General features: G+C 67.8%; 19 protein-coding genes, 1 tRNA gene and 1 pseudogene. 10 read left to right on the top strand and 11 right to left on the bottom strand.

Translation table 11 applies throughout. The annotated features are described in order from the left end of the window. Position 1: 1 nt before the first annotated feature. On the top strand, positions 2-733 hold the full coding sequence (gene narI / locus G6N18_RS21495) for a respiratory nitrate reductase subunit gamma (RefSeq protein WP_083004400.1): 732 nt from the start codon (positions 2-4) through the stop codon (positions 731-733). A gap of 1 nt (position 734) precedes the next feature. On the opposite strand, the gene G6N18_RS21490 is transcribed toward narI, so the two are convergent. Beyond that, positions 735-1,421: a helix-turn-helix transcriptional regulator gene (locus tag G6N18_RS21490; RefSeq protein ID WP_083004404.1), complete on the bottom strand. Its 687-nt coding sequence runs from the start codon at positions 1,419-1,421 to the stop codon at positions 735-737. A gap of 90 nt (positions 1,422-1,511) precedes the next feature. Between G6N18_RS21490 and G6N18_RS21485 the strand changes: the two genes are divergently transcribed. From G6N18_RS21485 to G6N18_RS21460, 6 genes are read left to right on the top strand one after another with little or no spacing between them, the layout of a single operon-like run. Next, positions 1,512-1,970, top strand: coding sequence for a hypothetical protein (locus G6N18_RS21485; RefSeq protein ID WP_083004407.1), 459 nt, complete (start codon positions 1,512-1,514; stop codon positions 1,968-1,970). A gap of 56 nt (positions 1,971-2,026) precedes the next feature. Continuing rightward, positions 2,027-3,436 (top strand): WS/DGAT/MGAT family O-acyltransferase, encoded by a 1,410-nt coding sequence (locus G6N18_RS21480; protein ID WP_083004410.1) that lies wholly within the window; start codon positions 2,027-2,029, stop codon positions 3,434-3,436. A 5-nt stretch (positions 3,437-3,441) separates the two neighbouring features. Then, the gene (locus G6N18_RS21475; RefSeq protein ID WP_109749508.1) at positions 3,442-3,894 is read left to right on the top strand and encodes a pyridoxamine 5'-phosphate oxidase family protein; all 453 of its coding nucleotides are present in this window, start codon (positions 3,442-3,444) and stop codon (positions 3,892-3,894) included. Further along, positions 3,878-4,864: an Acg family FMN-binding oxidoreductase gene (locus tag G6N18_RS21470; RefSeq protein ID WP_083004416.1), complete on the top strand. Its 987-nt coding sequence runs from the start codon at positions 3,878-3,880 to the stop codon at positions 4,862-4,864. The genes G6N18_RS21475 and G6N18_RS21470 overlap by 17 nt, the downstream gene beginning before the upstream one ends. A 25-nt stretch (positions 4,865-4,889) precedes the next feature. Next, on the top strand, positions 4,890-5,525 hold the full coding sequence (gene dosR, locus G6N18_RS21465) for a hypoxia response regulator transcription factor DosR/DevR (protein WP_083004419.1): 636 nt from the start codon (positions 4,890-4,892) through the stop codon (positions 5,523-5,525). Then, the gene (locus G6N18_RS21460) at positions 5,522-7,243 is read left to right on the top strand and encodes a sensor histidine kinase (RefSeq protein WP_083004422.1); all 1,722 of its coding nucleotides are present in this window, start codon (positions 5,522-5,524) and stop codon (positions 7,241-7,243) included. Before dosR ends, G6N18_RS21460 begins: the two co-directional genes overlap by 4 nt. Here the strand turns inward: G6N18_RS21460 and G6N18_RS21455 are convergent. From G6N18_RS21455 to mfd, 9 genes and pseudogenes are all read right to left on the bottom strand, one after another. Continuing rightward, positions 7,240-8,216, bottom strand: a pseudogene (locus tag G6N18_RS21455) (Acg family FMN-binding oxidoreductase). The gene G6N18_RS21460 and the pseudogene G6N18_RS21455 overlap by 4 nt on opposite strands. Positions 8,217-8,329: 113 nt before the next feature. Beyond that, on the bottom strand, positions 8,330-9,280 hold the full coding sequence (locus G6N18_RS21450) for a Ppx/GppA phosphatase family protein (RefSeq protein WP_083004424.1): 951 nt from the start codon (positions 9,278-9,280) through the stop codon (positions 8,330-8,332). Continuing rightward, complete coding sequence (locus G6N18_RS21445; protein WP_083004427.1) at positions 9,273-9,770, bottom strand: DUF501 domain-containing protein; 498 nt, start codon at positions 9,768-9,770, stop codon at positions 9,273-9,275. The genes G6N18_RS21450 and G6N18_RS21445 overlap by 8 nt, the downstream gene beginning before the upstream one ends. Further along, positions 9,763-10,461, bottom strand: a complete 699-nt coding sequence (locus G6N18_RS21440; protein ID WP_083004431.1) for an FtsB family cell division protein — start codon at positions 10,459-10,461, stop codon at positions 9,763-9,765. Before G6N18_RS21440 ends, G6N18_RS21445 begins: the two co-directional genes overlap by 8 nt. Positions 10,462-10,476: 15 nt before the next feature. After that, a complete protein-coding gene (gene eno, locus G6N18_RS21435) occupies positions 10,477-11,766 on the bottom strand; it encodes a phosphopyruvate hydratase (protein ID WP_067221029.1) in 1,290 nt (429 codons plus the stop codon). Between the two features lie 88 nt (positions 11,767-11,854). Then, the gene (locus tag G6N18_RS21430; RefSeq protein ID WP_067221025.1) at positions 11,855-12,586 is read right to left on the bottom strand and encodes a lytic transglycosylase domain-containing protein; all 732 of its coding nucleotides are present in this window, start codon (positions 12,584-12,586) and stop codon (positions 11,855-11,857) included. A gap of 108 nt (positions 12,587-12,694) precedes the next feature. Beyond that, a complete protein-coding gene (locus G6N18_RS21425; RefSeq protein ID WP_083004433.1) occupies positions 12,695-13,786 on the bottom strand; it encodes a nucleoside triphosphate pyrophosphohydrolase in 1,092 nt (363 codons plus the stop codon). Between the two features lie 182 nt (positions 13,787-13,968). Then, entirely contained in the window at positions 13,969-14,538 is a 570-nt protein-coding gene (locus tag G6N18_RS21420) for a hypothetical protein (RefSeq protein ID WP_067221022.1), read from the bottom strand. 239 nt (positions 14,539-14,777) lie between these two features. Further along, a complete protein-coding gene (gene mfd / locus G6N18_RS21415; RefSeq protein ID WP_083004436.1) occupies positions 14,778-18,413 on the bottom strand; it encodes a transcription-repair coupling factor in 3,636 nt (1,211 codons plus the stop codon). Between the two features lie 741 nt (positions 18,414-19,154). On the opposite strand from mfd, the gene G6N18_RS21410 reads away from it, so the two are divergent. Then, positions 19,155-19,460: a hypothetical protein gene (locus tag G6N18_RS21410; RefSeq protein WP_234783652.1), complete on the top strand. Its 306-nt coding sequence runs from the start codon at positions 19,155-19,157 to the stop codon at positions 19,458-19,460. Positions 19,461-19,484: 24 nt separating this feature from the next. On the opposite strand, the gene G6N18_RS21405 is transcribed toward G6N18_RS21410, so the two are convergent. Continuing rightward, entirely contained in the window at positions 19,485-20,090 is a 606-nt protein-coding gene (locus G6N18_RS21405; RefSeq protein ID WP_059166112.1) for a TetR/AcrR family transcriptional regulator, read from the bottom strand. 86 nt (positions 20,091-20,176) lie between these two features. On the opposite strand from G6N18_RS21405, the gene G6N18_RS21400 reads away from it, so the two are divergent. Both G6N18_RS21400 and glmU read left to right on the top strand, forming a co-directional pair. Continuing rightward, a tRNA-Gln gene (locus G6N18_RS21400) sits at positions 20,177-20,248 on the top strand. A gap of 11 nt (positions 20,249-20,259) precedes the next feature. After that, positions 20,260-21,738 (top strand): bifunctional UDP-N-acetylglucosamine diphosphorylase/glucosamine-1-phosphate N-acetyltransferase GlmU, encoded by a 1,479-nt coding sequence (glmU, locus tag G6N18_RS21395; RefSeq protein WP_083004439.1) that lies wholly within the window; start codon positions 20,260-20,262, stop codon positions 21,736-21,738. Positions 21,739-21,765: the final 27 nt, after the last annotated feature.

The following is a 21,765-nucleotide window of genomic DNA, read 5'->3' as shown; positions in this document are numbered from 1 at the left end:
CATGTCGGGTTGGGAGATCTTCTGGGACATCGTGCCGTACGTGACGTTGGCGATCGTCGCGGTCGGGATCTGGTGGCGATACCGCTACGACAAGTTCGGCTGGACCACCCGTTCGTCGCAGCTGTACGAATCACGGTTGCTGCGCATCGGCAGCCCGATGTTCCACTTCGGCATCCTGGTGGTCATCGTCGGACACATCATCGGTTTGGTGATCCCCGAATCATGGACCGACGCAATCGGACTCAGCGATCATGCCTATCACCTTCAGGCAATGGTCCTCGGCGCCATCGCCGGTGTCACCACGCTGACGGGAATCGCGTTGCTGGTATTCCGCCGCCGCACCACGGGCCCGGTCTTTCTGGCCACCACCGCCAACGACAAGGTCATGTATCTGGTGCTGGTTATGGCGATAATCGCCGGCCTGGCCTGCACCCTGATCGGCGCGACGCCCGTGGGCGCCGAACACGATTACCGCCAGACCGTGTCGCCGTGGTTCCGGTCCATCTGGATCCTGCAGCCACGCGGCGATCTGATGGCGCAGGCGCCGCTGTGGTTCCACATCCACGTGATGATCGCGCTGGTGCTGTTCTGCCTGTGGCCGTTCACCCGGCTGGTGCACGTGTTCAGCGCGCCGATCGGCTACCTGTTCCGGCCCTACATCGTCTACCGCAGCCGCGATGTCTTCGACGACGGTGAGCTCGTCGGTTCGCGCCCGCACCGGCGAGGCTGGTGACTCAGTCGTCGGCGGCGCCCTGACGGGACGCGCCGCGCACCAGCACACAGCACCGGCCCTCGCGCGGACTCAGCTCTGCGCGCGCGCCGGGACTCGAGCTGCCCTCGATGACGCCCTCGACCAACTGAAGGTTCAGTCCGCACACGACTTCCAGGTGGTCCTTCGCGACTGAGTGGAACGGACAGTTGCGCAACGTGACACATCCGTCGGCGTCCGCCTGGGGTAGGTAGCCGCAGTCGCGCAGCGCTTCCATCACGTCGCCCTCGGCGTCGACGGCGGCCCGTCGCCCGGTGTCGCGGGCGGCCCTGGTCAACGCCGACCGGACCGCCCCGCCGGCGTCCTGCTCGATCGACGAGACAAGCAACCGCGCGAGCAACAGGTAGTCGCGCGGCGGCACGCTGACGACGATCTCGTCGGCCGTACCGGTGTAGAGCTTGGCGGGACGCCCGGCGCCGGGGCCGCCGCGGCCGGGCGGCCGCTCGTAGCTGACGTCCAGCAGGCCGGCGTCGGCGAGCTTGTCCAAGTGGTAGGCGGCCAATGTGCGGCCGATTCCCACCGCGGCGGCCGCCGCGTCACGCGAAACCGGCGCGCCGTGCTCCACGACGTAGTCGTGCAGGCGGCGACGCAGAGGATCATCCAGGCTGTTCAGCGCCGTCAGGGAGGCGGGGTCCGCGAACCGGCGAGCCATCTGCGAATTCTAACACCAATAACTCTTGACAAATGCGTGCGGCGGGTGTGGTCTAAAAGACAGAAGTCTGCGTTTTAGAAAGGAATCGCCATGGCCACCTCGAACGTCCAGCCGGCGCCGGATCACGCCCCGACGGGCCCGCTGCAACGCGCCCGCACCGATCCCGCCTACGCGGCCTACCTGCTGCTGCGAATCGGATTCACCGCGCTGCCGATCCTGTTCGGCCTGGACAAATTCACCAACCTGCTGACCGACTGGGACGGGTACCTCGCGCCGTGGATCGTCGACCTCAGTCCTTTCACCGCGCATCAGACGATGCTGATCGTCGGGGTGGTCGAGATCGCGGCCGGCGTTGCGGTGGCGGTCAAACCCCGGTACGCCGCCTACGTCGTCGCGCTCTGGCTCGCGGGAATCATCGTCAACCTGGTGAGTTACCCCGGGTTCTACGACGTCGCATTGCGGGACTTCGGCCTGCTGGTGGGTGCGTTGGCCCTCGGGTGGCTGGCATCGGTGTACGACACGCCCCTGCACCGTCGCGCCACACGGTGACCAGGTAGGGACCTAAGGCCCTACTGCCGCGTCCGCCGACGGCAGACAGTGGACGTATGGAGCAGCTCACCACCTTAGATGCGGGATTCCTGCAAGCCGAGGACTCCGACCCACACGTGAGCCTCGCGATCGGAGCCATCGCCGTCCTCGCCGGCCCGATGCCCGACTTCGACTCGCTCGCATCGGGTCTGGCCGAGCGGTTGATGGCGGTGCCGCGCTTCAGGCAGACCCTGCGCACGCATCCGCTCGATCTCGGTGCCCCCGAGTGGATGGACGGCGCGGACGTCGACATCTCCCATCACATCCGTCGTGCGGCGTTGCCGCGGCCGGGCGACGATGCGGCGTTGTTCCGCTGGGCTGCCGAGGTGATGGAGCGACGACTGGACCGCGACCGCCCCCTGTGGGAATGCTGGATCGTCGACGGCCTGGCCTACAACCGGTGGGCGATGCTGATGAAGATCCACCACTGCATCGCCGACGGAGTGGCAGCGACCCATCTGCTCACCGGCCTCTGCGATGACCACGGCGGCGAGACGTTCGCGACGGCGATCCGCGCTGCGCATGCTCCGGCGGCGGGGGGACTGCGGCTGCCCGCGCTGACGTTGAACCCGATCGATTGGGTGACCTCGGCGTGGCGGACATCTCGAGGGGTGACGTCCGCCGCCGGCCAGGCGCTGCAGGGGGCCGTCGAAATCGCGGGCGGACTGCTGCGGCCCGCCGCATCGTCGTCGCTGACCGGGCCGGTGACGAACATGCGTCGTTACGCCTCGGTCGAGGTGTCGCTGGGCGACGTGACGCAGATCTGCGAACGCTTCGATGTCACGGTCAACGACGTTGCGCTGGCAGCGATCACCGACAGCTTCCGCACCATGCTGATGCGTCGCGGCGAGCAGCCCCGCAGCAACTCGCTGCGCACCCTGGTGCCGGTGTCGGTGCGGTCCACCGATGCGGCCGACAAGCCCGACAACCGCGTCTCGGTGATGCTGCCGTACCTCCCGGTCGACAAGGCCGACCCGATTCAGCAGCTGCAGACCGTGCACGCTCGGCTGACCAGGACCAAGTCGAGCGGACAACGCGAGGCGGGGAGCATCTTCGTCGCCGCCGCGAACGCCATCCCCTATGCGCTCACGGCGTGGGCGGTTCGAACGTTGACCCGGCTCCCTCAGCGCGGTGTCGTCACGTTGGCGACGAATGTCCCGGGTCCCCGCAAACGGTTGCGGCTCATGGGCCGAGAGGTGATCCGGTTGCTGCCCATCCCGCCGCTGGCGCTGCAATTGCGGACCGGCATCGCGATGCTGAGCTACGCTGACCACCTCGCGTTCGGCATCATCGGCGACTACGACGCCGCACCCGACGTCAACGAGCTCGCCGACGGCATCGAGCGGGCGGTGAGCCGACTGGCCTGCCTGAGCGGGCATTGGCGCGCCACCCCCGTCGGCACCCTGGCTCTGGTGCAAGGAGGATGATTGCGGTGACCACGGGACATCAGCTGGAGGCCCTCAACCGCAGGCAGTGTCTGGACCTGCTGCAAGGAGTCCGGGTGGGCCGGCTGGTTTTCACCGAGGACGCGTTGCCTGCGGTGCAGCCGGTGAACTTCCGGCTCTGGCGTGACGACGTGGTGATCCGGGTCGCCGGCGGGCCGAAACTGGCTGCGGCAACCGACAATCAGGTCGTGGCGTTCCAGGCTGACGAACTCGATGCCGACCTGCGCACCGGCTGGAGTGTCACCGTCGTCGGGCACGCCGAGCCGATCACCGACGTCGAGGAACTCGTCGAATTGTCCGGAACTTTTCTCCAGCCGTGGGTCGACGGGCGCCGGGATCACTTCGTGCGGATCCGCACCGAGAAGATGACCGGACGCCGCTTCCGGGAACGCGGCCTGCCGCAGTATCGCGGAAGGGACGAAGATGTCGTCTCGTCCTGACACCACGACGGTTCACATCGACGTGATCGCCAATGCCGTCGACTTGGCATGCCGCGCACCGTCATTGCACAACAGCCAACCGTGGCGGTGGGTGGTCGGCAAGACGACGGTGGACCTGCACGCCGACCGCAGTAGGGTGATCCGCTCGGCGGACAACTCGGGGCGCGAGGCCCTCATCGGCTGCGGCGCGGCCCTCGATCACTTCCGTGTCGCGATGGCCGCCGCGGGCTGGAACACCACCGTCGAGGCGTTCCCCGACCCGGACAGGATCGACCACCTCGCGTCGGTGCGCATCAGTTCTCCGGGAGCCGTCACACCGGCGTCGCGGGCGCGTGCCGATGCGATCCTGCGCCGGCGCACGGACCGGCTGCCGTTTCGACCGCCCGGCGAATCGCTGAACCTGGTGCTACCGAACGCTTCCGACGAAAGCTACTTCGTCGACGTCCTCGCCGGACAGACGCATGCCGAACTGGCCGAGGCGGCCCGGCTCACCGAGTCGCTACGCTCTGCCGACGATCTCTACCATCGCGAACTTCAATGGTGGACCGCGCCGTTCCGGCTCTCCGAAGGTGTTCCGCCGAGCGCGCTGGTGTCGGAATCGGAGCGGCGGCGGGTGGGGGTCAACCGCAACTTCCGGCCCAGTGGTCACCTCGACCGCCGGTCCGTGACGGCGCACGACCAAGCCGAGATCCTGGTTCTGTCGACGCCGGCGGACACCCGCGAGGACGCCCTCACCTGCGGACAGGCGTTGTCGAGGTTGTTGCTGGACCTCACGGCCGCCGGGATGGCGACCTGCCCGATGACCCACCTCACCGAGGTGGAGGTCGGTCGCGATGCCATCCGCGGGCTGACGGGCCGCAACGCGGTGCCACAGGTGTTGATTCGCGTCGGGAAAGCGCCGACCATCGAAGACACGCCGGCACCGACACCGCGGCGGTCGGTACGGGAAGTCATGGAGACTCGCCGCTAACGGTGCGCAGTTGGGAGGGCTTCGCGTGGTCACGGTGTTCTTGGTCGACGACCATGAGGTCGTCAGGCGCGGCCTGGTGGACCTGCTGGCATCCGATCCGGAACTCAAGGTCGTCGGCGAAGCCGGGTCCGTCGCCGAGGCCATGGCCAGAATCCCCGCCCTGCGCCCGGATGTCGCCGTCCTCGATGTGCGCCTGCCCGACGGCAACGGAATCGAATTGTGCCGCGACCTGTTGTCCGACCTGCCCGAACTGCGCTGCCTGATATTGACGTCGTACACCTCCGACGAGGCGATGCTCGATGCGATCCTCGCCGGCGCCAGCGGGTTCGTCATCAAGGACATTAAGGGAATGGAGCTCGCGCAGGCCATCAAGGACGTCGGCGCGGGCAGATCGCTTCTCGACAACCGCGCTGCGGCGGCGTTGATGGCGAAGCTGCGTGGCTCGACCGACCGCAAGGACCCGCTTTCCGGATTGACCGAGCAGGAGCGGACACTGCTCGGGTTGCTCGGCGAAGGGCTGACCAACAGGCAGATCGCGGCACGGATGTTCCTGGCGGAGAAGACCGTGAAGAACTACGTGTCGCGGTTGCTCGCGAAACTCGGCATGGAGCGCCGGACGCAGGCCGCGGTCTTCGCATCGAAGCTGGACCGCAAGCCGTGACCGACCCGACTGCGGCGGATGGGTCGCGCGGCGGCCGGTCTCTGCGTGACGCGTTGTCGCAGTTGCGGCTTCGCGAGCTGCTGGCGGAGGTGCAGGACCGGGTCGGTCAGCTCGTCGAGGGCCGTGATCGCCTCGACGGACTGGTGGATGCCATGCTGGTGGTCACCGCGGGCCTCGAGTTGGACGCGACGCTGCGCACGATCGTACGCACCGCAAGCGATCTCGTCGACGCTCGGTACGGCGCGCTGGGCGTTCGCGGCGACGGCCACGAGTTGGTCGAGTTCGTCTACCAGGGAATCGACGAACCGACGCGGGAGCTGATCGGGCACCTGCCCGAAGGGCGCGGCGTACTCGGCGTGCTGATGGACGATCCGAAACCCATTCGGCTGAAGGATATTCGGCAACATCCGGCGTCTGTCGGCTTCCCACCGAATCACCCGCCGATGCGCACCTTCCTCGGGGTTCCACTGCGCATCCGCGATGAGGTGTTCGGCAATCTCTATCTCGCCGAGAAAGCCGATGGACGACCGTTCAGCGAAGACGACGAGATCCTGGTCGAAGCGTTCGCCGCCGCAGCCGGTATCGCGATCGAGAATGCGCGCCTGTACGAGCAGTCCCGGGCCCGCCAGTCGTGGATCGAGGCGACCCGCGACATCGCCAACGAGATGCTCTCCGGCGCCGAGCCTGCGGCGGTGTTCCGGCTCATCGCGGCGCAGGCGCTGAACTTGACCGGCGCGGACGCCACGGTCGTCGCCATGCCCATCGACGCCGACCTGCCGCCGACGGATGCCGGCGAACTGACGGTGGCGGCCACCGCCGGCGCGCTGGGCGGCGAACTGTGCGGCACAATCGTTCCCGTCCCCGACTCACCGATCGGTCAGGTGTTCCTCGACGGGATTCCGCGCAAGTTCGGATCGGTCGACATCGGCGTCGGTACCGGCGCCGGACCCGCACTCGTGCTGCCACTTCGCAACACGGAGACCATCGCCGGCGTGGTCGCCGCCCTCCGAGGCCCCGACGCTTACCCGTTCACCTCAGAACAGCTCGAGATGATGGCCGCCTTCACCGATCAGGCCGCGCTCGCCTGGCAGCTCGCCACATCGCAGCGCCGGATGCGCGAACTCGACGTGCTGACCGATCGGGACCGCATCGCCCGCGATTTGCACGACCATGTCATTCAGCGGCTGTTCGCGGTCGGATTGTCCTTGCAGGGCACGATTCCGCGCGCGCGGTCGGTGGAAGTCCAGCAGCGGCTGACCGACTGCGTGGACAATCTGCAGGAGGTCATCCAGGAGATCAGGACCACGATCTTCAACCTGCAGAGCGCACCGTCGGTCGCGACGCGACTGCGTCAACGGCTGGACGCGGCGGTCGACGAGTTCGCCAATCCGGGCATGCGAACCACGGTGCAGTTCGCCGGACCGCTGTCTATCGTCGACGCGACGCTGGCTGATCACGCCGAAGCCGTTGTGCGCGAGGCCATCAGCAACACAGTTCGACACGCGAAGGCGACCACGATGACCGTCGATGTCCGGGTCGACGACCACCTCACCATCGAGGTCACCGACGACGGCCGTGGCGTCCCCGACGACATCACCGGCAGCGGGCTGACGAACCTGCGCAAACGCGCCGATGAGGTGGGTGGGGAGTTCACCCTCGAGCACCGTCCGCAAGGCGGCACCCTGCTGCGGTGGCGGGCGCCACTGGCCAGGAACTAGTCGGGCCAGTCCACGACGTCGGCCAACGCACGCCGCGGTGTGGACGGCAGCGGATCGGCATTCACCGGCGCCCAGCCGATGCGCAACAGCATCTGCGGGTAGCCGCTGTCGCCGAACACGTCCTCCCGCAACGCCTCCCGAGTTTCGGCGACCTCGAGGGGCTCGGTGACCGGGCAGCTCGCCAACCCCAGCGCGGTCGCCGTGAGCAGCGTCAGGCTGGTCGCCTCACCGGCGCGCAGCCGCGCCAGCGGGCCGTCGTCCTTGGTCCCCAGCGCCAGCACCGTCGCCGAGTCGTCCTCAGGCGACACCTCGGGCGGTTGGGCCAGCGCGGGACCGGCGAAGAGGCGGCCAGGGAGGGCGGCGCGCGGATCCGACTGCGGAATGTTGCGGGCGGGCACCCCGCCAGCGATGCGTGGCGTCCGCTCCACGTGGTCAGCTCACGCAGGTAGTCCTCGTTCGAGACATGCTGTTGAACAGCTTGGGCGACAATGTGTTGCAGCTTCGGAAGCATCGCGACCTCGCGCAACATCACGCCGCACCGGGCGGCCCGTGCGCCCATCAACGCGATGTCGGCCTCCGGGACGCACCAGGAGTTGTAGAGCCTGCGGTCGGTGCGTCGCCTCGGGATGGCCGCCGCCAGTACCACGTCCACCTCACCGGCGGTCCGGGGACGCACCTCGATGGCGGCCAGGTGCTGCGGTTGCGCGGGATTCGGGAACCGGTGAACCTTGGCGTGCCAGCCGAGCGCCGCCAACGCGACCACCGCGTGGTGTAACGCGATTCCGCAACTCAGCAGCAGGTCGCGGCTGTCGGGATCGGCGTTGGGCAGCTGCCGGTCCGGATCGGCGTACAGGTGCAGACTTTCGTCTCCGACCCGCCACCGCCACGGTTGCGTGTTGTGGATGGAGGGCGCCCTGGTGGCGAGCGACAACGCCGTGCGGATGGTGTCGTGATCCGGAAAGTGAGCGTTCATGGCGGTTCGTGCGCTTCCTGTGTGAGAGTTCGTTCTCGTACTCCACAGTGGCTCGCGGCGACCGGGCCGGGCTAGGGACGAAGGTCCTCGATGTGAGAGGAATGCGTCGGTGGTCAGTCGGCGATCGAGAGCGCGATACCGTCGAGGATGTCGTGTTCGCTGACCGTGAGCTCGTCGATGCCGGCCCGCAGCCGCAATGCCTGCGCCAACTCCTCGACGATGATCGCGCCGCCGCCGATGACGTCGACGCGGCCCTCGTGCATCGGTCCGAGCGCGGCGCGCCGGCTACGCGGCATCGCGATCAGCTCGTCGCACACCGTCAGCAGTTCACCGAACGGAACCCGGGACAGGTGAATGGCATCCGAGTCGTACACCGGCATCCGGTGCGCCAGCGCCGACAGCGTGGTCATGGTGCCCGCCACCCCGACCCAGGTGCGGGCCTGTTCGACCGGCACCGCACCGAACGCCTCGCTCAGCCCGGCGCGGACCACCTCTCGCGCGGAGGCGACCTCGGTGGACGTCGGCGGATCGGAGTGCAGGCACCGTTCGGTCAGCCGGACGCAGCCGATGTCGGCCGAATAGCTGGCGGTCACGTCGGAGCCGCCCCCGACGCCCAGCACCACCTCGGTCGAACCACCGCCGAGGTCGGCGACCACGAAAGGCCCTGCGGCCGCGTCCAGTTCGTCGACCGCGCCGCGGAACGACAACGCGGCCTCCTCGGTGCCGGTGATCACCTCGGCGACGGCCCCCGACGCGACCGCGCCCAGCACCTCGGCCGTCATCGCGAAGAACACGTCCCGATTGGCGGCATCCCTCGTCGCTGAAGTCGCGACCATCCGGACCTTCGACACGCCGTGGCGGCGCATCAGCTCGGCATAATCGACCAGCGCCGCCCTGGTCCGGTCGAGTGCCTCCGCGGCGAATTGCCCTGTGGCGTCGACGCCCTGGCCCAGCCGGACGATCCGCATCTCGCGGTGCACGTCGACCAGCTTGCCTTGCACCCGATCGGCGATCAGCAGCCGAATCGAGTTGGTACCGCAGTCAATGGCGCCGACCCTACTCATCAGACCACCTTCCAGGCTCGAGGATGCCCTCCATCGCCGGGTCGTCGGCCAATGCGGCTAGCGCTTCGTCGCCGAGCGGGTTGGTGCCGGGCCCCTTCGCCAGTGAGTGGGCGATCAGCACGTGCAGGCACTTGACCCGGTCCGGCATGCCGCCGCCGGAGAACGTCGTCCCCAACGGTTCGATCGCGTCTCGTTCGGCGAGGTATTTTTCGTGCGCCTTCCGATATGCCTGCGCCAGTTGCGGGTCGGTCTCGAGGCGCTCGGTCATCTCCCGCATCAAACCGGAGGACTCCAGCCTGCTGGCGGCCGCGGTGAGCGTCGGATGCGTCAGGTAGTACAACGTCGGAAACGGTGTTCCGTCCGGAAGTTTCGGCGCTGTCTTGACGACACCGGGCTCGCCGTTGGGACACCGGTAGGCGACCTCGAGCACGCCGCGGGGTTCACGGCCCAGTTGCCGCGCGACGGCGTCGAGGTCCGAGCGCTCAACCACCGGGAGCGGGCGGGGCGGGAGACGGTGGTCGCGGTGCACCGGGCACAGGTGGCACCCCGGGCAGTGGGGCGGGCGAAACCCCGTGCGGCGCATCGGCGATCGTGTGCCACAGCGCCGTGTACCACGGCTGGTCGCGGTGCGCGGTCGTCGGCTCTTCGTCGGGTTGGCCCGGCACCGCGACGTTCGCGGGCAGCTGTACCTGGTACGGGATCTCCCCGGGCATGACGAAGCCCAGGCGCTCGCGGGCCTGCGCCGCGATGAACACCGGGTCGGCCAGTTTCTCCTTCTGCTGCTCGAGGTCGGCGATCTGGGCGCGCAACTGCTCTTCGGTGGCCTTGAGTTGCTTCATCTCGGTGCGCTGCGCGAAATAAGTACGCACCGGCCCGGCGATGGTCAACGTCAGCACGCACACCACCGCCGCAAGGATGGCCGCGCGCCGCGCCGCGGAGCCGAACCGCTGCTCGGACTGCTGTTCCGCAGAGTCCGCGATCGCGCGCCGGATGACGACGCCGGTGTCCTTCGGCTGCGACTCCGTCGACGCCTCGGCGGCGGGACGCGATTCGGTACCACGCGGCTCACGGCGCGCCGCCGTGCGTGGACGGCCCTTCCCGACTGCGCCGGCCTTGCCCGACTTACCTGGTCGGGAGGTCGGTGACCGACGCTTCGGGTCGGGCCGTTTCGCTTCGGGCACGGGCTATTTCACGGCCTATTTCGAGTCCAGCGCAAACCGTGGGAACGCCAGGTCACCGGCGTAGCGGGCGGCGTCGCCGAGGTTCTCCTCGATGCGCAGCAGCTGGTTGTACTTGGCGACGCGTTCGCTGCGGGCGGGCGCGCCGGTCTTGATCTGGCCGCTTCCCACCGCGACCGAGAGGTCGGCGATCGTGGTGTCCTCGGTTTCGCCGCTGCGGTGGCTCATCATCGTGCGGTAGCCGCTGTTGTGCGCCAGCGCCACCGCGTCGAGCGTCTCGGTCAGCGTGCCGATCTGGTTGACCTTCACCAGAAGCGCGTTCGCGGCGCCCTTTTGGATCCCCTCCTCGAGACGCTCCGGGTTGGTGACGAACAGATCGTCGCCGACCAGCTGCACGCGATCCCCGATCGCCGACGTCAGCGCGATCCACCCGTCCCAGTCGTCCTCCGACAGCGGATCCTCGATCGAGACCAACGGATAGGTGTCGAGCAGGCCCGCGTAGAACTGACCCATCGCCTCAGCGGTCCGTACCTCGTTCTCGAACGTGTAGCCCTGCCCGTCGGAGTAGAACTCGGTGGCGGCGACGTCGAGCGCCAGCGCCACATCGGTGCCGGGTTTGAAGCCGCTTGCCTCGATCGCGGTCAGGATGAGGTCTAGGGCGGCCTTGGTGCCCGCCACGTCGGGGGCGAACCCGCCCTCGTCGCCGAGACCGGTCGCCAGCCCCTGCTTCTTGAGCACCGACTTCAGCGAGTGGTACACCTCGGCACCCCAGCGCAGCGCCTCCTTGAACGACGCCGCCCCGATCGGCGCGACCATGAACTCCTGCACGTCGACGCCAGTGTCGGCGTGTGCACCGCCGTTGAGGATGTTCATCATCGGCACCGGCAGGATGTGGGCGTTGGGGCCGCCGAGGTAGCGGAACAGGTCGAGATCGGCTGCGTGCGCCGCGGCCTTGGCCACGGCCAGCGAGGCCCCCAGGATCGCGTTGGCGCCCAGGCGCGACTTGTCGGGCGTGCCGTCGAGATCGAGCAGCGCCTGGTCCACGACCCGCTGATCATCGGCCTGCAGTCCGATGATCGCCGGGCCGATCTCGTCGAGCACGGCTTCGACGGCCTTTTCGACGCCCTTGCCGCCGTAACGGGAGCCGCCGTCGCGGAGTTCGACGGCCTCGTGCTCACCCGTCGAGGCGCCCGACGGCACAGCGGCGCGCGCGAACGAGCCGTCTCCCAGCAGAACCTCGACCTCGACCGTCGGGTTTCCCCGGGAGTCGAGGATTTCTCGGGCTCCGACCTGATCGATTGTGGGCACTGGCGTCTCCTCGGGATGTCTTGGTGGTATCGGGCGTGAAGTGCGCGTCAACCGACGAGCCTAAAGCCTCGCTGTTCGCCCGGCGTGTTTAGAGGGGGTGTCCGTTGGCGTAGGCGGTGGCCCAGTCGCGCACCGTGCGCGCGTACTGGTCGGAGTGGTTGTAGGCGCGTAACGCGTTCATCCACCCGCGCGGCGTCGCGAGGTCCTTGCCGGTCCAGCACAGATAGCCCGCCGCGGACAGCGCGGCGTCGTCGATGTTGTCGGCGCTGATGTGGCCGTCGTTGTTGGCGTCGACGCCGTAGTGCTGCCAGGTCTCGGGGATGAACTGCATCGGCCCCATCGCGCGGGCGAATTGCGAGTCGCCGTCGTGGCTTATCGCGGCGTCGTCGAGGATCTCCAGGTTCCCGTTGGTGCCGTCGAGCCAGACGCCCCGGATGGGCGGGTTGACGTCGCCGTTGGCTTCGATCGCCGCGCCGCGGTAGGTGCCGTGGTGGCTTTCCACCTGTCCGATGCCCGCCAGCGTCGTCCAGGTCAGCTTGCAGTCGGGGTTCTCCACCTCCGCTACCCGGGCCGCGTAGGCGTACGCCTCGAGGGCGGCGACGGGAATGCCTAGTTTGGGGGAACGTTCGGCGGCCCAGTCGCGGAGTTGGTCAGCCGGGCGGCCCTTGGCGTAAGTGTCGATCTTGGGCACCGGATCGCCCGGTGGCGGTGGCACACCCTCGGGGATGGGTGTACCCAGCTGCCATGAGCAGCTGGAAGCCAAGAGCAGCGCCGTCGCACCCAATACGGCGACAGCACGCAACCAACGCACCGGCGACACTAAATCCCCTCAACCAACTTCGGTTGCTGCCAATGTTCCCATGCGTTCGGGACACGGCGACTCAGCGGAGCGAGCGATTCGGGCGCGCAAATGATCGTTCAGCGGTTTTCAGCGCGCCGAATCCGCTGCTTGTTCGACCTCGGTCTGGGCCTCGTCGGCCCCTTCCGCTGCGCCAGCCTCATCCGCCTCCTCCGCCGCATCCGTCTCATCTGGTTCATCGGTCTCGGTAACTTCATCGGTCTCGGCGTTCCGGTCGTTTCCGTCCTGTTCGCCGGACGGCCAGTGCTGGCGCCACTCCGCCTCGCTCACCTGGCCCAGCGACGTGGCGTCGAGTTCCTCCGGCACGTCGTCGCCGCGGCGGCTGACCGCGACCGCGTGCTCGGCCCGCCGGACGGCTTCCATGAACTCCAGCACCGCAGACCGCAAGGTGTTCTCGGCGTCGCTGCCGGCTGACACGGACACCGACGTCATCGCCGCCGGGATCAGGTCTGCGGGCAACCCGGCGGCGCTGACCCGCTCAATGACCTTCTGCGCCAAGGCCAGAGCGGGCTGACCTGTCGGCACATCATCCATCAGCGAGCCACGCGATTTTTCTAGAGCCTTGCGCTCCTCCCACTGGGCGAGCTGTTCGTCCAGCGAGACCGGCTCACCGGCGAGCACCGCAGGCACCCGGTTGCCCAGCTTGCGCACCAGCGAATCGGCGACGTCGTCGATGCTGAACGGATTCTGCGGTGCATCTTCGGCGATGCGGGCGTGAAAGAGCACCTGCAACAACACATCTCCGAGTTCCTCTCGTAACGCATCGGCGTTACCGCTGTGCACCGCGTCGAACACTTCGTAGGTTTCCTCGAGCAGGTAGCGCCGCAGCGAGTCGTGCGTCTGCTCGCTCTCCCACGGGCCGGCGGTACGCAGCTTGTCCATCATCGCGACGGCGTCGACCAGGCGCTCCCCGGGAGCGGCGTCGGGCGCGGAGATCACCTTCTCGCCGGCGGCCAGTCGGGCCTTGACCGCGGGGTGCTCGGAGTCCGAGGACAGCAGCACCGGCGCCTGGTCGCCGTCGTAGGCGGGCCGCGCCGCGGGCAACGACCACGGCACCTTGATCGGCATCTCCTCGGTGTACTGAACGTCACCGGCAAGCAGATCGATCGCGTCGATGGGGATCAGTGACGGGCGGCGGGGGTCGACCAGTACGACGGTCATCGGGCTGCACCCCCTCACGCTTGTCGACGAGACCGCTGTTCACTCGGTTATATCAACACATTGTCGGGCCTCGACGCCTGGCGAGAGCCGGTAACGCGCGCTTGGCCGTCACCGGGTGGCCCCGACAGGGGATGGCCGCCCTGCCGGGAAGGCAAGGCGGCCATCGTGTCACATTCTGTGACTCAGGACTCCGGCGGGAACGGGTCGTCCGGAATCTCCCAGTGCCCCGGCGCCTCATCGAAGAACGGGTTGACGATGCCGTTCACCTCGGGCAGCTTCTTGAGCTGGCCCGGAGGGATTCCGAAGAACGGGTTCGGGACCCCGTTGATGAACGCCGCGTTCTTCAGCTGCCCCGGCGGGATGTGTCCGTTCGGAAGCTTGAAGTAGTGGTCCACCTCAGGAAACTCCACGTCGGGAACGTTCACATCCGGCACGTCGACATCAGGAACGTTCACGTCCGGCACGTCGACATCAGGAACGTTCACGTCCGGCACGTCGACATCAGGAACGTTCACATCGGGAACGTCGACGTCAGGGACGTTCACATTCGGCACGTTGACGTCGGGGACGTTCACATTCGGCACGTTGACATCAGGGACGTTCACGTTCGGCACGTCCACGTTGGGAATGGCCGGAACGGGAATCGGAGGCGGCGGCGGGTCAGCCTGTGCGAGACCCGCACCAAGGCCGAGCGAGCCGAGTCCGAGTGCACCGGTCATCGTCGTGGTTACAGCCAACTTCTTGAAGTTCATCGTTAACTCCTTCGCCTTGCGTCATCGCGACGCGCACCAACCAGCTCGATGGCAATCGCGTGATGTTCGGTTTGGGAATTGCTCGACCGCCGTATGTCAGACGATCCCGCCGCCCGCGGTTTGGACGACTTGCAACACCTTGACCCCCACTGTGTATGTCGCATCCACGCCCCCGCCCCGTTATCAGCGCTGCCCGATCCAGGCGAGAAAAATGCACAGAAACGCCCTGAGCAGGGCAATCAGGCGCCAGATTTCGGGCCGGAAATCACATCGACACTGCCTTGGGGCTTTCCGTCCAGGGCCAGCACCAGGTCGGCGACCATCTGCACCAGTTCGAGGTCGCGGATGCGTGGCGCACCGAGGCCGTCCCCGGCGCGCGGGATCGGGACCTGCACCGTCGACGTGGTCGCCCGGTAATGCGCACTCGGGTACATCCGCTTGAGCCGAAGTTGGCCGGAGTCCATCAGCTGCAACGGCGCCAGCCGCAGCGTCGACTCCGAAACCGAACTGACCTCGGTGATGCCGTACCGCTTGAGCAGCAACCGCAGGCGCGCGACGGCCACCAGCCGCTGCGCGGGTTCGGGCAGCGGGCCGTACCGGTCGATGAGCTCCTCGATCACGGAATCGATCGCGCTCTCGTCGGCGGCCGCCGCCAGCCTGCGATACCCCTCCAGACGCAACCGGTCGCTGCCGATGTAGTCCGGCGGCAGGTGCGCGTCGACCGGAAGGTCGATGCGCACATCTTTCGGCTCTTCCGGTGCGGCAATGGTTTTGCCGTCCGCCGCCGCACGGTAGGCCTCGACCGCCTCGCCGACCAGACGCACGTAGAGGTCGAAGCCGACGCCGGCGACGTGGCCGGACTGCTCCGCGCCGAGCACATTGCCGGCGCCGCGGATCTCCAGGTCCTTCATCGCGACGGCCATGCCCGCGCCCAACTCGTTGTTCTGCGCGATGGTGGCCAACCGGTCGTACGCGGTCTCGGTCAGCGGAACCTCCGGCGGATACATGAAGTACGCATATCCACGTTCGCGGCTACGTCCGACGCGGCCCCTGAGCTGATGCAGCTGGGAGAGGCCGAAGGTGTCGGCGCGTTCGACGATCAACGTGTTGGCGTTGGAGATGTCCAGGCCGGTCTCGACGATCGTCGTGCAGACCAGGATGTCGTATTCGCGGTTCCAGAATCCCTCGACAGTGCGCTCGAGTTGTTCCTCCGGCATCTGACCGTGCGCCACCACCACGCGCGCCTCGGGAACGAGTTCGCGCACCTTGGCGGCGGCCTGGTCGATCGACCTGACCCGGTTGTGGATGTAGAACACCTGCCCGTCCCGCAGAAGTTCACGCCGCAGTGCGGCGGCGACCTGCTTGTCGTCGTGCGGCCCCACGTAGGTGAGCACCGGGTAGCGCTCCTCGGGCGGGGTGAGGATCGTCGACATCTCGCGAATGCCGGCCAGGCTCATCTCCAGCGTGCGGGGAATCGGGGTGGCGCTCATGGTCAGCACGTCGACGTGGGTGCGCATCGACTTGATGTGCTCCTTGTGCTCGACGCCGAAGCGCTGCTCCTCGTCGACCACGACCAGGCCGAGGTCCTTCCACGTCACGCCGGTCTGCAGCAGTCGGTGCGTGCCGATCACGATGTCGACGCTGCCGTCCTTCATGCCGTCGAGCGCCGCCTTGGACTCGGCGGGCGTGGTGAACCTGGACAGCCCCTTGACGGTGACCGGGAAACCGGCCATGCGCTCGGTGAACGTCTGCAGGTGCTGATCGGCGAGCAGCGTCGTCGGCACCAGTACCGCGACCTGTTTGCCGTCCTGCACCGCCTTGAATGCCGCGCGCACCGCGATCTCGGTCTTGCCGTAACCGACGTCGCCGCAGATCACCCGGTCCATCGGAACCGGTTTCTCCATGTCGGCCTTGACCTCGGTGATCGCGGTCAGCTGGTCGACGGTCTCGGTGAAGCCGAACGCATCCTCCATCTCGGCCTGCCACGGGCTGTCGGCGGCGAACGCGTGGCCGGCCGAGGCTTGGCGCTTGGCGTACAGCGAAACCAACTCGGCGGCGATCTCCCTGACCGCGCGGCGCGCCTTGGTCTTGGTGTTCGTCCAGTCGCTGCCGCCCAGCCTGCTCAGCGTCGGCGACTCCCCGCCGACATAGCGGGACAGCTGGTCGAGCGAATCCATCGGCACGTAGAGCCGGTCGGCCTTCTGGCCGCGCTTGGACGAGGCGTACTCCAGCACCAGATACTCGCGGCGGGCGCCGCCCACCACGCGCTCGGTCATCTCGACGAACCGGCCGATGCCGTGCTGGTCGTGCACCACCAGATCGCCCGCGGTGAGCGCCAACGGGTCGACCACGTTGCGCCGCTTGGCCGCCAGCCGCTTGCCCTCGGTGGCGGCGGCCCGGTTGCCGGTGAGGTCGGTCTCGGTGATCACCACCAGGTTCGCGCCCGAGATGACCACGCCGTCGTGCAGCGGCCCCTTGAGCACGCCGACGACGCCTTCCTTGGGCGTGCCGCCCGGCTCCAAAAGCCCTGCCGGAACGTCGGATTCGGCGAGCTGCTCGACGACACGCTGCGCGGTGCCCGCACCGGGAGTGACGATCGCTGCGTGGCCGCCGGTCGCGACGTGGGCCCGCAGCATTGCGAAGATCTCGGTGATGCTGGCTTGCGAGCCGCGCGCCGACGGTGCAGGCCGGATGTTCACCTCCAGTGCGGCCTCGTCGGACAACTGGCTCAACGTCCACCAGGGGTGGCCGGTGGCGCGGGCGGCGGAGCGGGCGTCGTCGAGTTCGACGAATCCCGACGCGCCCAGCGCCTCGAGGTCGATCGGCACATCGCCACCGACGGCCGCCGTCGACCAAGACGCTTCGAGGAACTCGCGGCCGGTCTTGATCAGGTCGGCGGCGCGGGTGCGGACCTTCTCCGGATCGCAGATCAACAGCGGCGTGCCCGCGGGCAGGTGATCGGACAACGTCGACAACTCGCCGGTGCGCAGCAACGGCAGCAGCGCCTCCATGCCGTCGACCGGGATGCCCTCGGACAACTTGGCCAGCATGTCAGGCACGCTGCCGGGCAGCGAGTTCTCCAGCACGGGGTGTTCACGGGCGAGTTCGACGGCCCTGGCCCGGACGTCCTCGGTCAGCAGCACCTCGCGGCACGGCACGGCGATCACGGTGTCGACCGCGATCTCCGGAATCGACCGCTGATCGGCGACCGAGAACATCCGTATCTCGGACACCTCGTCGCCCCAGAACTCGACGCGGACCGGGTGCTCGTAGGTCGGCGGGAAGAGGTCGAGGATGCCGCCGCGCACCGCGAACTCGCCGCGCTTGCCGACCATGTCGACGCGGGTGTAGGCCAGTTCGACGAGGCGCGCGACCACTTCGTCAAAGTCGGATTCGACACCGACGGTCAACGTCACCGGCTCGACGTCGGCCACGTCGGGCGCCATCGGCTGCAGCAGCGACCTGGCGGTCGTGACGACCACGCGCAGCGGCGGGCCGAGCCGCTCGTCGTCGGGGCGGGCCAGCCTGCGCAATACCATCAGCCGCGCGCCGATCGTGTCGACTCCCGGCGAGAGCCGTTCGTGCGGCAGCGTTTCCCAGGACGGGAACATCGCGACGGCACCGCCGAGCACACCGCGCAGTTCGGCGGTCAGGTCGTCGGCCTCGCGACCGGTCGCGGTGACCACGACGAGCGGCCCGGTCTGCTCGAGCGCGGACGCGACGAACAGCCGGGCGCTGGCCGGGCCGACGACGGTGAGATCGGCGGGTCTGTCGGCGGCACGACGCGAGAGCTCGACCAGTGAGGGATCGCGTAACGCCAGTTCGACAAGCCCGGCGATCGGGGTCGGGACAGAAAGGGTCCCCGATGCGGTCATGATGAGTCCATCTTAGGAGTCGGCCGCCGAAGGGGTTGCGGGGCACGGGACGTGACGAAGATGACGGTTCCGCCACATCCGTCACCCAAGTCACAGATCTGAGGTCGATGGAACTCACGAATTATCCGTCGCTGGAGGTGTACCAGGATCTGCCAAACGGCTCCACTCGCACTGTGCTCATCGACCCTGCGATCGCCGGGAACTCGACAGGCCCCATGGTGAACCTTCCCGAGCACCATGAGGTAGGCCAGGGCGGGTCGGCATTCGGGCCGTTCGATACCAGCGGCTGGAACCCTCAGTACGATGTGCGGGTTCCGCTTCCGACAACTGAATTGGGTCCCACAGCCAGCCCGCCGACCGTCCCCACAAGCCCATCACAGCCAGGCGTCACGCAATTCTGAGCAAAGGATCGAGAGTCGCCCCGATGCAATTGACCGTTCGACTGTCCGACTTGGATTCCCGCACCTGGTCGACAGCAACCTGGGCGTCGCCGTTCACAACCCAACTCGTGCTGGCAGGACTAATCGCCATCTCGTGGTTATTCGGGAAGGCTCCTGCTGCGCTACATGGATTCGCATCGTTTCTTGCTGGTGCCGCTACTACTTTCCTTCTCTGCCTCGTCGCCACGGTTTTGCTCTTCAGTTCGAGCTCGTCGCGCGCGCGGGGCATCGGCATCAGCATTCTGGGCTCATTCGCAATCGTCCTCATCGGCGGCATTGTCTACGGATTCTGGATAATTCAGTGGCAAGCGACATGACCGCCGGGTCGTCGAAAAACCGTTATGGCCCAGCTGGTTTCGTGGCCGCAGTCGCAAACATCCTCGTAGTGCAATTCGCGACTTGGATCTTTCTCCCCTATTTTCTCCTGACTCTGTTTGCGCTTCCGATCCTGCTCGTCGATCTCGTCGTGGCCGGAGTCCTTGCCAGTCGTCCTGGCAAATGGGGCGCCATCGGTCGCGGAATGCTGATCGGTTGGCTCGCCGGACCGCTCTCGCTGCTGGTGTTCATCCCCGCCTATTTTGCTGCGGACGCAACCGGCCTGATCTGAGTGCGGGCGCTGACCCGACAGGGTTCAGTCCTCAAGCAGCGGCGGGTCGTTCTCCAGATGCATCAGGCCGTTCCAGCACAGGTTGACCAGATGCGCGGCCACCACTTCCTTCTTCGGCTCGCGCACGTCGAGCCACCACTGCGCGGTCATCGACACCGACCCGACCAACGCCTGGGCGTACAGCGGTGCCATCTCCGGGTCCAGCCCGCGGCGGGAGAAATCCCCGGCCAGGATCGACGACACCTGATTGACCGCCTCGTTGAGCAGCGTCGAGTAGGTGCTGCCCGACGTGATCGCCGCCGGGGAATCGCGGATCAGGATGCGGAACCCGTCGGTGCGCTCGTCGACGTAGGTCAGCAGCGCCAGCGCGACGCGTTCGATGCGCAGCCGGGAGCGGTTGTTGGTCATCCTGGTCAACGACGACGTGATCCCGTCGAGCAGGGCCGACATCTCGCGGTCGACCACCACCGCGTACAGCCCTTCCTTACCGCCGAAATGCTCGTAGACGACGGGCTTGGAGACGTTCGCGCGCTGGGCGATCTCCTCGATCGAGGTGCCCTCGTAGCCCCGCTCGGCGAACAGCGACCGGGCGACGTCGATGAGCTGATGGCGCCGCTCGGCGCCGGTCATCCGCGCGCGCGGCGCCCGCACGTCTTTGTCGAGTGCAGCCACGCTTTCGAGGGTAGTGCGTTGGACTAGCATCACGAGGTGATCGATCCGTCGTGGTGTAATCGGCAGCACCTCTGATTTTGGTTCAGATAGTTCAGGTTCGAGTCCTGGCGACGGAGCAGGAAACCTCATGACCAACCACCATCGCGATTCCGCCGTCGTGGTCCTTGCCGCCGGCGCCGGTACCCGGATGCGGTCCGACACCCCGAAGGTGCTGCACACCCTGGCCGGGCGCAGCATGCTTGCGCACGCGCTGCACGCGGTCGCCGAGGGGGCACCCGCTCACCTCGTCGTGGTGGTGGGCATGGACCGCGAGCGCGTGACGGACGCGGTCGAGCGGGTGGCCACCGAGCTCGGCCGGACCATCGACACCGCGGTGCAGGAGCAGCAACTGGGCACCGGGCACGCCGTGGAGTGCGGGCTGTCGGCGCTGCCGCCCGAGTTCACGGGCACCGTGGTGGTCACTGCGGGCGACGTGCCCCTGCTGGACGCCGACACGCTCGCCGACCTGATCAGCACGCACACCGCGGGGACGGGCGCCGCGGCGACCGTGCTCACCACCACGCTGCCCGACCCGACGGGCTACGGCCGAATCCTGCGGACCCAGGACGGCGAGGTCATGGGCATCGTCGAGCAGGCCGACGCCAGCCCGTCCCAGCGGGCGATCACCGAGGTGAACGCCGCGGTGTACGCGTTCGACATCGCCGCGCTGCGGTCCGCGTTGAGTCGGCTGCACTCCGACAACGCCCAGCAGGAGCAGTACCTGACCGACGTCATCGCGATCGTCCGGTCCGACGGCCATGCCGTGCGGGCCAAGCATGTCGACGACTCGATGCTGGTCGCCGGAGTCAACGACCGTGTACAGCTGGCCGAGCTGGGGGCCGAGCTGAACCGGCGCATCGTCGCCGCGCACCAGCGGGCCGGTGTGACGGTCGTCGATCCGGCGACCACGTGGGTCGACGTCGACGTAGCGATCGGCCGCGACACCGTCGTGCAGCCGGGCACCCAACTGCTGGGCGGCACCCGGATCGGCGGTCGGTGCCAGATCGGGCCGGACACCACCCTGACCGACGTCACGGTCGGCGACGGCGCGACGGTGTGCCGCACGCACGGCAGCTCGTCGGTGATCGGTGACGGCGCGACGGTCGGACCGTTCACCTACCTGCGGCCGGGCACCGTGCTGGGTGTCCAGGGCAAGCTCGGCGCATTCGTCGAGACCAAGAACTCCACCATCGGCACCGGAACCAAGGTGCCGCACCTGACCTACGTCGGCGACGCCGACATCGGCGAGCACAGCAACATCGGCGCGTCGAGTGTGTTCGTCAACTACGACGGAGAGACCAAGAGCCGCACCACCGTCGGCTCGCACGTCCGCACGGGATCGGACACCATGTTCATCGCCCCGGTCACCGTCGGCGACGGTGCCTACACCGGCGCGGGCACCGTCGTGCGCGACGACGTGCCGCCGGGTGCGTTGGCGGTCTCGGCGGGTCCGCAGCGCAACATCGAGGGCTGGGTGGCGCGAAAGCGGCCGGGATCCGAGGCGGACAAAGCCGCACGTCGGACCTCGGCTGAGGAACCCAGCGCGGACGACCCCGCAAAGCCGTGAGCCGGTTGCCGGATGTTGGTCATCTGG

The organism is Mycolicibacterium celeriflavum, from assembly GCF_010731795.1.
In the GTDB taxonomy this organism is placed as follows: domain Bacteria; phylum Actinomycetota; class Actinomycetes; order Mycobacteriales; family Mycobacteriaceae; genus Mycobacterium; species Mycobacterium celeriflavum.
Note: the sequence above shows the minus strand (reverse complement) of the source record. Positions and strands in the feature narration are given on the sequence as shown.